Annotated in this window: 9 protein-coding genes; 2 read left to right on the forward strand and 7 right to left on the reverse strand. The window is 36.1% G+C overall.

Annotated elements, in window-relative coordinates; genetic code table 11:
• Positions 1–656 precede the first annotated feature (656 nt).
• The 3 genes from VKJ25_RS08120 to VKJ25_RS24855 all read right to left on the reverse strand — a co-directional run bounded on the left by VKJ25_RS08120 (position 657) and on the right by VKJ25_RS24855 (position 3,074).
• Entirely contained in the window at positions 657–1,259 is a 603-nt protein-coding gene (locus tag VKJ25_RS08120) for an alpha/beta fold hydrolase (protein WP_324236120.1), read from the reverse strand.
• 792 nt (positions 1,260–2,051) lie between these two features.
• Entirely contained in the window at positions 2,052–2,843 is a 792-nt protein-coding gene (locus tag VKJ25_RS08125; RefSeq protein WP_324236121.1) for a DUF1802 family protein, read from the reverse strand.
• Between the two features lie 78 nt (positions 2,844–2,921).
• The gene (locus tag VKJ25_RS24855; RefSeq protein ID WP_483143737.1) at positions 2,922–3,074 is read right to left on the reverse strand and encodes a ssr2422 family thylakoid membrane protein; all 153 of its coding nucleotides are present in this window, start codon (positions 3,072–3,074) and stop codon (positions 2,922–2,924) included.
• Positions 3,075–3,541: 467 nt separating this feature from the next.
• Here VKJ25_RS24855 and VKJ25_RS08130 point away from each other — a divergent pair, with 467 nt between their 5' ends.
• The gene (locus VKJ25_RS08130) at positions 3,542–3,811 is read left to right on the forward strand and encodes a cupin domain-containing protein (protein ID WP_324236122.1); all 270 of its coding nucleotides are present in this window, start codon (positions 3,542–3,544) and stop codon (positions 3,809–3,811) included.
• Between the two features lie 465 nt (positions 3,812–4,276).
• Entirely contained in the window at positions 4,277–5,512 is a 1,236-nt protein-coding gene (locus VKJ25_RS08135) for a molybdopterin molybdotransferase MoeA (protein ID WP_324236123.1), read from the forward strand.
• Between the two features lie 309 nt (positions 5,513–5,821).
• Here the strand turns inward: VKJ25_RS08135 and VKJ25_RS08140 are convergent, their stop codons facing one another.
• The 4 genes from VKJ25_RS08140 to thrS all read right to left on the reverse strand — a co-directional run bounded on the left by VKJ25_RS08140 (position 5,822) and on the right by thrS (position 11,105).
• The gene (locus VKJ25_RS08140) at positions 5,822–7,546 is read right to left on the reverse strand and encodes a diflavin flavoprotein (protein WP_324236124.1); all 1,725 of its coding nucleotides are present in this window, start codon (positions 7,544–7,546) and stop codon (positions 5,822–5,824) included.
• A gap of 468 nt (positions 7,547–8,014) precedes the next feature.
• Entirely contained in the window at positions 8,015–8,302 is a 288-nt protein-coding gene (locus VKJ25_RS08145) for a type II toxin-antitoxin system RelE/ParE family toxin (protein ID WP_324236125.1), read from the reverse strand.
• Positions 8,287–8,484 carry a hypothetical protein gene (locus VKJ25_RS08150; protein WP_375340154.1) on the reverse strand — a complete coding sequence of 66 codons (198 nt, stop codon included), beginning with the start codon at positions 8,482–8,484 and terminating at the stop codon, positions 8,287–8,289. The genes VKJ25_RS08145 and VKJ25_RS08150 overlap by 16 nt, the downstream gene beginning before the upstream one ends.
• A gap of 794 nt (positions 8,485–9,278) precedes the next feature.
• The gene (gene thrS, locus VKJ25_RS08155) at positions 9,279–11,105 is read right to left on the reverse strand and encodes a threonine--tRNA ligase (protein ID WP_324236126.1); all 1,827 of its coding nucleotides are present in this window, start codon (positions 11,103–11,105) and stop codon (positions 9,279–9,281) included.
• Positions 11,106–11,363 lie beyond the last annotated feature (258 nt).

An 11,363-nucleotide genomic window follows, 5' to 3' on the forward strand; every position in this document is an offset into this window, starting at 1 on the left:
ATTAAGATAATTTCAATTTATCAATTTTTATTGTAGTTCTTGAAGAATCCCCCCTGCTGTCTTTGAAAGAGGGAGGAGAGCCAACAAAAAGTCCCCCTTTCAAAGGAGGATTTAGGGGGATTGTAACTGAGTAACTCAAACTAAGGTAATTTCAATTTATTAATAACAGCAATGAATGAGGATTAAAAATTTATATAATAATTTAATATGCAGTAAAAATTGATATAATATTTAAATATTTAGGAGGAAAAATTTTATGAAAAGTGCAGTTGATATAGCTCGGTATTTTTTATGTTGTGTTGACAGAGAATCATGTCATAAAATCTCTCCTTTAAAACTACAAAAACTTGTATATTATACACAAGCTTAGAGTTTAGTATTTATAAATAAACCTCTGTTTTTTCAAGATTTTGTTCTAGTAGTGGGTATATTATTTCGGAATCGTCTTTCCTAGCAGTAGATGAGGATTTAACCTATAGGATTATTGGGGGTAAAAGTCATTATTCTCCGAGTTGCTCTCAGAACAGTTTGCGAGATGTTGGGGAAAGAGTTATTAGTTGGTTTGATACTTATTTTAGTTAGTCAGGACTTACGAAAAAAAAGTAAGTTTTTGGGTTTCCTCATGTAAGTCCTGATACTTTTACTCTGGGATTAATTCAATGCTTAATACTCTGAATAAATTTAATTAAATGTTTATGAAACTCTTCAGTTTTTTTCATATAACAAGCATGACCAGCATCATTTAGAATAATTTTTTGGGCATTAGGTATTAATTCTACTAATAAATCAGCCTGTTCTATTGGTACTATCCGATCATTACTTCCCCAAATAGCTAATGTTGGTAATTCAATTCCTTTTAATTCATCTTGAAAACGTTCAATTCCTACAGGAGAAATTCCTACAAAACCTCCTAATTTATCACCATAATTAATCACAAAAGGTAAACTATAACTGCCACTCATCGAAGGAGATACTAAAATCGGCAAATTTAAGTTTAAATTATTTAATATTTCTCGTAAAAAACCTAAGCTAGAAACTGATATTCTTTGTGAACGACCATAACCAGGAATATCTACTGCCACAGCTCGATAACCTCGCATATTCAAAAAATCAAGAGTACCTATTTCTTGCCATGTGTGAGCTGTAAAGCTGGCTCCATGTAGTAACAAGACACTAACTGAATTTTTTTGGCCAGTTTCTAGGTAATGAATCCGAGCATTTTCCAGATGTAAATATTGAGAATTAATATGGTTATTCATAATTTATTGAGGCTAATTTTATGACAGTAGATTTCATCTCAATTGGGTATAGATGTTGTAGGCAAGATGCCCAGAATACAGAGGTTTTGTTATGAGTATTTATACTTGGATATACTTGAGAATCTGCTGTATTTTAAATAGTACAATAAAAATCAAAACTTATATTATGTCCGCTTGAATAGTTACACTTTGGAGGAAGGAAGGCACTGATGCTGAAGGCACTGATGCTGAAGGAAAAGAAGATTTAAAGGGAAAAGGTTTTTTTGATCACTGATGATCCGGACATAATATTACAAACCTATGTCAGAAATTGGGTTTATTAAGCTGATTTTGGTTGTTCAAACTAAGAAATTTGGTTGATAAACTTGGTTTTTGGGTAAGTCCTAATGCTGAGACATAAAAAGGTAGAAGTTAGAATTTCTAATTTGGGATAGCAAACTAATTATTGGTAAATTTCTATCTTATCACAAAATGAGCTATTTATAATTTACTTGAGGATTTAACTTATCTTTAGTGGGTGCTTTGTTCTTTTTTCCTTCTTTAAAGGTAATAAAAAAAAGTTGATAGTTATAGCTAACTACTGAATGTTTACTCCTCAACTTATGATACTGCAATGACACTAAAAATGTAGGTTGGGTTGTTCGCCTCGGCGTTGCGAAGCATGGGAAGAAATCCAACATTAGTAAAGTTTTGTTGGGTTTATCTTCGTTCTACCCAGCCTACGTTTATTGCTTTATATGTGTTAGTTTACTACATTTTCAACTAGAGAATTGAAGCACAATTATTTATAATTTAATCTCTAAAAATTTGACAAATTTCTGAGGATAAGCTCTGATAAGTATCATTATTTAAAACAGGAATTAAGTTGGTAATATTTATTGGTTTAGTTAAGTTAATCCAAGAACGACAACCACCATATTCTGGTTGATAAAAAATTTCATAAACTTGAGATAGTTTATAAGTTCTTAAAAGTAAAACATAAAGATTTTTTTGAGGCTTCCATTTGAGGCGGTCACTAACAAATTTTTCATTCCAAATATGGTAGGAAAACAATTTATTTAAAGTTGATTTATCACTTACTGGAAAAATATGGGTAATCTCAGAAAAACTACTAATTTTGATTTTTTCAGGATGCCAACCAGAGTCTACAATTTCCACTTGGTTCGCATATTCTGGTTTGAGTAAACTTGGGTCTTGATGTTCAACAGTTGGGTAGAGTAAAACCTGTTGATGAGCAACAGTAAAATTACCTCCTTGTTCTTTGATTCCACCTTTTCTTAGTAACATTATTGTGTTGCCATTTTCTAAAGCATTGACAGCAACATTCCATTCTTTAAAAGCAGCAGTAGTAGTTTCCATATCAAATTTATAAATAGTCATAATCACTATCTTCAGGATGATGCCAATTTTCTCAAAAGTTGCTTCAGACAGTAGAGTAATAGAATTAGTCAAACTTTGCTGTTGTTGTCGCTGAGACAAAAAATCCACAAAATCTATTATTTCGGAAACTTTATCGGGAGGTAAACTCCAGATTTTAGCAATTAGTATTTTTTCCGACTCGCTGTAAATATTTGTGTTTGTCATTAATTTATATCAATATTATCTACTTTATCTATCTGATAGTGGAAAAGGATACTGAAAGCTAACAAAATCCCTCTTGGCTTATCGTTTCAAAACTGAAGTTACAATTACCGTAATGGTAGCGCTAGCAATTAGAGTAAAAGCAAGTTGTACCACCCATTGAGTTGCTTTTTGATAATTTTCAAAGCGATCATTGAAACTTTCTACATTAGTAGATAGTAGATAGCTTATCAACGCAAGTGGATAAATTGTCTAACTCATTGATAACATCTGTCAGAGTTGGTTCAGTGTTTGGTGTTGTACTCATAACTATTTCCTTAAATAAGTATCATAACTTACACGGGAGGCACTATATAGAGTCTTGCTCATTTACGAGATACGCTTTTTCGTATAGGGAATGCTCCGCTTTCCATGTCGCGTAGCGTTTCGGCGCTTGAGCCGACATATAAAGCGGAGCTTTGCGGAACGCAAAACGCACCCTACAGATAGGGTCCATGGGTAGGTCCTAAGTCTATCTTAGCAAAATGTCAGATTTTTGTAAATTTTTCTTGTAAATTGATTGCTTTTTTGGTCATATAAATAAGCGATCGCTGGAACCAAGTCATCCAGAAATATTGTCACAAATGTAAGGATGATGTAGAATAAATAATCTGTTGATCTGCGCCCAAATCTGTCTTTTGCTACTGAGTTTTATCAAAATCATGGAAGAAATATTTAACAACTTATTATCCCATAAAAACGTCAAAATTAACCAAATAATTTCACCCCCAAATTTTGTCAGTGAAGAGTTTATCCAAGACGAAGATGAATGGGTGATATTACTGCAAGGTTCGGCTGTATTGGAAATCAATCAAAAAACAACAGAATTAGTTAAAGATAGTCATATTTTCATCCCCGCAAAAACTCCACATAAAATAATATCAACTGACCCAAGTATTGAAACAATTTGGCTAGCAATTCATATTTACTGAATAATGAATAATGAATAATTAATAATTACAGCGGTTTTGAGATTGATAAGCCAAATTTTCATAACCAAAACCCTGTAAGGCCGTTTCGCTGTGCGAGATATAAAGCGAAACTTTGCGGAGCGCAAATGCCATTCGCTCCTACTGTTGTATACTGAAATGAAAACTGCTGTAAATAATTTAGGTTATTAGAAAAAACTGTAGGGGTTTGGTCTCCCAACCCTAGCAAAAATGGGATTTAGAAACCAAACCCCTACGAGCAAATATTATCAACTATTTAGTTTAAAATTGCTATAGAATTCAAATAATTCAGGACTTACACAAAGGCAATATATATAGAGTATTGCTCAGTTACGAGATAGGATTTTTCGTATAGGGAATGCTCCGCTTTCCATGTCGCGTAGGGAAACACATCCTACCAATAGCATTTATTCGTAAGTCATATCCAACTTATTTAGTAAATTAAAAATGATACCAGTTAATCAAGCAGAATCAATTATTTTAAACCTAGTACAACCCTTAAATTTTCATCAAGATGTAGAAATAGTAGACCTATTAACTGGAGCCGGGCGAATATTAGCTACACCAGTCAGCAGTAAACTAAATTATCCCCACTGGGATAATTCGGCAATGGATGGTTATGCCGTCAAATTTACCGATGTCAAAAACTGTAGTTCTGAAAATCCTGTATCTCTGGAAATTATAGAAGAAGTTCCCGCTGGGTATCAACCTCAACAGCAAATTCAGTCAGGGCAAACAGCTCGTATTTTTACAGGTAGTTGTATGCCTCCGGGAGCGGATACAGTAGTCATGCAAGAGGTGACTAAAAGGGAAGGTAACAAGGTGCTGATACTAGAAAGTCCCCAACCTCAAGAATTTATTAGATATCAAGGTTCATTCTATCAGGCAAATACACCTTTACTAAATCCTGGCATTCGTCTGGGTGCTGCAGAAATAGCTGTTTTGGCAGCGCTGCAATGTCTAGAAATAACTGTTTATCGGCGACCAAAAGTGGGAATTATTTCTACTGGTAATGAGTTAGTTTCCCCAGAGCAACCCCTAAAACCAGGTCAGTTAGTTGATTCAAATCAATATGCTTTAGCTGTAGCAGTTGCCGATATGGGTGCCGAAGTAATACGTTTTGGTATTGTGCCAGATCAACCGGAAATTTTGCAACAGACTATTACTGAAGCGGTGAAAACTACAGATTTTGTACTTTCTACTGGTGGAGTCTCTGTGGGAGATTATGATTATGTGGAGGATATTCTCACTCAGTTAGGAGCAAAAATTGAGATTCATGCTGTGGCGGTTAAACCAGGAAAACCCTTAACTGTGGCTAAATTTGATGATGCTCAATGTTTATATTTTGGTTTGCCTGGAAATCCGGTTTCGGCGTTGGTTAGTTTTTGGCGGTTTGTGCAACCTGCCTTGAAAAAGTTAGCTGGAGTTGAAGAAGGTGGATGGAAACCTGAGTTTGTCATGGCGCGATCGCTGCAAGATTTGCGTTCTAATGGTAAACGAGAAACTTATCTGTGGGGTGAGGTAAGTTTAGGGAATAATGGTTATGAGTTTCAACTAGCGATGGGTAGTCACAGTTCGGGAAATTTAATTAATTTAGCTGGTGCTAACGGTTTAGCAGTAGTGCCATTAAATCAAACTTTGATTCCTGCGGGTGAGTTAGTTCGGGTGTTGAGAATTAAGTGAGGAAGGAAGAAGGAAGAAGGAAGAACAAGTAAGGGGAGTCTGGGACAGTTCAATAAAGCTAGGGGCGGGTTTTTCAGGGGTTTTGAGGAAATTGCCGAAATTTGACTAAACCCGCCCCTTAGAGGTATCATATACATCCGAGGGGTGGGGGCAGGTTTTTCAGGGGTTTTAAGGAAATTGCCGAAATTTGACTAAACCCGCCCCCTAGAGAGTGTCATATACATTCCAGGGGTGGGGGCGGGTTTTGAGCAATAATTGCTCTTTGTATCAAAGTTTTTGGTGAAACCCGCCCCTACGGACTTTGTAACATTAATAACGACTACCTGTTTTCCGGAAATGAACTGCTGTTACTCCATCATTCAAAAGTTCACCATTTTCTACCACGGCATAAACTAACCAATGATCGCCACATTCCATTCGGTTTGCCACCTTACATTCCAAATAAGCTAGAGCATCCGTTAAAATAGGACAACCATTCTTAGCTTCCTTGGTTTCAACCCCAACAAAACGGTCTTCTCCCGGCGCAAAATTTTTGAGAAAAGACTTCTGTAAATCCTTCTTTTCCTCAGCTAATATATTCAATACAAATTTATCCCCCGTGTGAGTCAAAGATTCCAACGCCCTATCTCTAGCAACAGCAACAGTAACTCCCGGAGGATTAAAAGTCGCCTGAGACACCCAAGAAGCTAACATAGCACTGGTGACATCTCCACGTTTAGCAGACATCACACACAAAGAACCCACAACCCTTCCCATAGCTTGAGCAGTGCGATCGCTTCCCGAACTACTTCCAGAAGGTTTAGGAGCGCGACGTTTTTGTGACTTAATCAAAGCTTGAGCAAAATCAATACCAGTTTCCTTACAACTTTGAATCATTATATCATCTGGCTTAAACTTAACCCTAATGGGTTCAAAACCAAATTTATAACCCGCATCCTTTAACCTACTTGCCAAAAAATCTATAGCTTCACCACTCCAACCAAAGGAACCAAATACTCCTGCTAATTTATCCTTAGAAGCTGTATTCAATACAATACCCAAAGCTGTTTGAATCTGAGTTGGTGCATGACCACCGAGAGTAGGGGAACCAATAATAAACCCATCGCATTTTTCTATCGCTTCCTTAATTTCGTTAGATGTAGCAACTTCACAATTAATTGACTCTACAGCTACCCCCGCTTTAGTTAAACCTCTGGCAATTGTTTGAGCTACAGTAGCTGTATTACCATAAGCTGACGCATAAAGCAAGGCTACATTCAAATCTCGCGAACCTTGTTCCTCACTCCACTGTCGATACAGACTGTTTAACTCCAGCATTCCATAGCGTACTATAGGTCCGTGACCAGGAGCATAGAATTTCACAGTCAACTCAGAAATTTTGTCTAGGGTAGAAAGCACTTGTTTTGCCTGAGCTGCATGGAGACAGTCATAATAAAAGCGTCTATCCTCGCTATAGATACTCCATCCTTCATCAGCAACTTGGTCTCCACAAACATGAGCGCCGAAAAATTTATCAGTATACAAAATTTCAGTTTTCGGATCATAAGTCACCAGACCATCTGGCCATTTAGGAGTGGGAGTGGTAATAAACTGCAATTTGTGGCCACCACCTAAGTCCAGAGTATCTTCTCCTTTAACTACCTTAATTTTCAATTCTTCGTCTTTAAAATAGTCTTTGAGGTTTAAAGCTGCGGGGTTTGAACAAACAAAAGTAATTTGAGGTGCTATGGCTAACAATGCTCTTAGGGTAGCTCCACGATTAGCATTGAAGTGACCCAGAATTACATAGTTAAGGCGATGCCAATCTAAGCGTAGTTGTAATGATTCTAAATAATTTTGAGTAAATGATTCGCCAGGGGGGTCGATAATTACTGTTTTTTCTGTTTGGATGAGATAAGAATTAGCAGTAGTACCTTTTTGGAGAGAATATTCCACTTCAAATTTTAGTCTATCCCAAGTGCGAGACCGTAGTACTTTTGTATCTTGACCAATTATGGCAACCTGAACATCTTTTTTTTTAGTGGTTTCTAGCATAGTTATACCAATTTTATCAATGTTTGTTAAGGAAGGAATAAGGAAGGAGGAAGAAGGAAAAATAGGGAAAAAGCAGAAAAATGATAGATAAAGCTATCTAAAATTAATTAGATATGCTATTTTCAAGCATATTTGATTGAGATATAGTTTTTTGTAGTATTCTTTTTTCACGCTTGGTATTAGTTATATAATTTATACAAAAAATTATAGACATTCTATCACGTTTTGGCGATCGCTTGATGAGAGTCAAAAGTAATCTTTAAGTAATTCGTCTACCATACAAAACTTTTCAGGTCAAGTTCATTTCAGTTATCAGTTATATTATGTCCAGATCATCACTGATCAAAAAACCTTCTCCCTTTAAACATTTTTCTTCCTTCTGCCTTCTTTCTGCCTTCCTTAAAAAACCGAGCTTCTAATGAAACTCGGTTCTGAAGTGATATTGGACTTAGTGGCGATCACTCTTACCTACAAATCTAATAACCTTTTTCCATGAATAACTGCAGCAACTATTACCAGGTCCCCTCTAACTTTATAAAGGACCCGATAACTATAAGCATAACCTTGTCGATAACCATTATCACCAAACTCTTCGACCACTTCTCCCTCTAAAGGATGTTGAATCAAATTTTTAGTGACATTAATTATCCTATGGACTACTGCCGCAGCATACGAAACAGAGTCACGCGCTATGTAGGAGGCGATCGCATCCACATCATCTATAGCTTTAGAAGACCAAACTACTTTATAACCCATTTACTCAAAAGCCCTTCAGCTTCTTCCTGTGTAATTTTTCTTTCTTTATCAGCTACTTCTAAACCATGAAGAACCTTTTCAATTACATATAAATGATATTGAACATCTTCAAGGGAGCAATTATCTGGCAATTTACTTAATAGAGATTCTACTTTTTTCTTAGCGGTACTCATAAAGTTCATATTATTAAGTCACTGTTCCTAGGTGTACATGAGCCACTGGACAGCGACATCTGGTGTTTTGCATTTTCGCGCTTCCTAGGTATAAAAAAGCGAAAAACACACTTCCTCCCAGAGGAACCTTAAAAGTATTAATCATTTTTATTTTGAATTTTTTTATCTTGAAACCAATAAGTTTCATATAGTTCCTTTAAATTAGATGCTTTCATGTTCCAGCGCCTTTAGCAAAAAAAATAGTTCAGATTATCGCCGACCTTGGCTCTAGATAATAAAAAATAGGTAATATACCTACTAATAATATAACAATCTGATTAAACTTTTATAAAGAGAATACTATACTTTGAGTTTTTCAATACGAGTATAATTACTTATTGTTAATAATTTTTTACTCAATCATCTCTATTAATTGTTGGGTTTCACTATCGTTCAACCCAACTTACATTTTTAGGCATCTCAGTCTAGACGTAGGTTCGGTTAAGGAACGAAACCCAACATTAGTATGGTGCGTGTTGGGTTTCACTATCGTTCAACCCAACTTACATTTTTAGGCATCTCAGTCTAGACGTAGGTTGGGTTAAAGAACGAAACCCAACATTAGTATGGAACAGGAAACAAGGAACAGAAAAGAGATAACAGGAAGTTAACAGAATGTGTAATTAATTTTGCATAGGCACTTATATAACTTTTTAGGAATATTCACAAAGTTGCACTGTACTACTTGATGGCCAATGACTTAATTCTTAAATCAAAAGTTTCATGTTTTATCAAGAGCTTATCAAACAACTGAGCAAATAAACCTAGAAATTTTCATAATTGGCGATCGCCTCAGTTATTTTCTGAATTACTTCTACCACAGGAATACTTCCTAACTCACCAGCACTACGAGTCCGAATACTCAAACTATTCGACTCTACCTCCTTAGCGCCCACAACAGCCATCACAGGAATTTTTCCTTTCTCTGCATTCCGAATTAACTTACCCAAACGCTCATTACTTATATCGGCCTCAGCACGAATACCTACTTGAAGCATTTGTTCAGCAACCTCTTGAGCGAAAGGCAAAAATTCTGAATTAACTGGTAAAAGTTTAACCTGAGTTGGAGCCAACCACAAAGGAAAATCTCCAGCATATTCCTCAATTAAAATTCCAATTAACCTTTCGAGGGAACCAAAAGGTGCCCGATGAATCATTATGGGACGTTTTCGACTGCCATCTTCTCCGACATATTCTAAATCAAATCGTTCCGGCAAATTATAATCTACCTGTACAGTACCCAACTGCCATTCTCGTTCCAAGGCATCCTGGAAAATAAAATCTAATTTTGGACCATAAAATGCCGCTTCACCAATACCCTCAAAATGCTCCATACCCATTTTTTCTACAGCTCGACGAATTGCACTTTGAGCTTTTTCCCAAGCTTCATCAGAACCAATATACTTATCTAAATTAGGGTCACGGAAACTTAATCTGGCCCGAAAATTCTTTAGTTGTAGACTCTTAAAGACTGATAAAATTAAGTCAACCACATTCAGAAATTCTGCATCTAATTGTTCTGGAGTGACAAATAAGTGAGAATCATCTACTGTAAAACCACGAACCCTAGTTAAACCTCCCAATTCTCCTGATTGTTCATAACGGTAGACTGTCCCAAACTCGGCAAGTCTGATGGGCAACTCTCGATAAGAACGTAACTCATTTTTATAAATTTGGATATGGAAGGGACAGTTCATCGGTTTTAAAACAAAACCCTGTTCAATAGCTGCTGCTTCCTCATTTTCAGCCATCATTGGGAACATATCTTCTTTATATTTTTGCCAATGTCCAGAGGTTTTAAATAAATCTGTTCTGGCAATATGGGGAGTAACTACAGGAGAATAACCCCGTTTCAGTTGTTCTTGTTTGAGAAAGTCTTCTAGTAAATTTCTTAACATTGTACCTTTGGGAGTCCAGAGAGGTAGTCCCGGTCCAACAATGTCAGAAAAGAGAAATAGTCCTAATTCTTTACCAAGTTTGCGGTGGTCTCTTTTGAGAGCTTCTTCTTTGCGTCTTTTATATTCAGCTAGTTGTTCTGGAGTTTCCCAAGCAGTACCATAAATACGTTGTAATTGGGCTTTAGTTTCATCTCCACGCCAATAAGCACCTGCAACAGTTTCTAGTTCAATAGCTTTGGGATTAATTTGTTTGGTACGTTCAATATGAGGACCTGCACATAAATCCCACCATTCTTGACCCAAATGATATATGGTAATTGGTTCTTCTAAACCTTCAAGAATTTCTAATTTATAAGGTTCTTTAATTTCTTCTATGCGACGTTTGGCTTCTTCCCGGCTAACTTCTTCTCTAATTACTGGTAGATCGCGGTTAATGATTTTGATCATCTCTTTTTTAATGGCTTTTAAATCTTTTTCTGTAAATGATTCTGGACTATCAAAGTCGTAGTAAAAGCCATTTTCAATCCATGGACCTATTGTTACTTGGGCCTTGGGAAATAATTTTTGGACGGCCATTGCCATAACATGGGATGTAGTATGACGAATTTTTTTGAGGGTTTCTGATTCGCTAGTGTGGGGTAAGTGGATTTTTTCTAGTTGTTCTGAAGAAGGATTAGATTCTGCGCTGGACATTGGCTGTTTATTTTGATGTTTTAATGTTAGTTATATATATTGTTACAAAGATATTAAAAGGAAGACTGAATTTTAGTTAGATTATCATAATTTAGGAATTTAAAGTTCACAAATATATTCTTATTAGTAGCAAAAGTGTCAATTTTTTTTTGACCAGCTTTTTTTGTGCCTCTGCTGTCTCTTTCAATTTACAAATTACTTATTCTTGTTCGGAATTAATTCCTGCGTTGACAGCAGTTGCTATAATCGCACTGGCTA

The sequence above is a fragment of the Okeania sp. genome, from assembly GCF_035285525.1.
Lineage (GTDB): Bacteria > Cyanobacteriota > Cyanobacteriia > Cyanobacteriales > Microcoleaceae > Trichodesmium.

Bases quoted from the DNA above. Each gene is read 5' to 3' on its own strand.
- VKJ25_RS08125 (WP_324236121.1), bottom strand. From the start codon at position 2,843: ATGACAAACACAAATATTTACAGCGAGTCGGAAAAAATACTAATTGCT.
- VKJ25_RS08120 (WP_324236120.1), bottom strand. From the start codon at position 1,259: ATGAATAACCATATTAATTCTCAATATTTACATCTGGAAAATGCTCGG.
- thrS (WP_324236126.1), bottom strand. From the start codon at position 11,105: ATGTCCAGCGCAGAATCTAATCCTTCTTCAGAACAACTAGAAAAAATC.
- VKJ25_RS08130 (WP_324236122.1), top strand. From the start codon at position 3,542: ATGGAAGAAATATTTAACAACTTATTATCCCATAAAAACGTCAAAATT.
- VKJ25_RS08140 (WP_324236124.1), bottom strand. From the start codon at position 7,546: ATGCTAGAAACCACTAAAAAAAAAGATGTTCAGGTTGCCATAATTGGT.
- VKJ25_RS08150 (WP_375340154.1), bottom strand. From the start codon at position 8,484: ATGAACTTTATGAGTACCGCTAAGAAAAAAGTAGAATCTCTATTAAGT.
- VKJ25_RS08135 (WP_324236123.1), top strand. From the start codon at position 4,277: ATGATACCAGTTAATCAAGCAGAATCAATTATTTTAAACCTAGTACAA.
- VKJ25_RS08145 (WP_324236125.1), bottom strand. From the start codon at position 8,302: ATGGGTTATAAAGTAGTTTGGTCTTCTAAAGCTATAGATGATGTGGAT.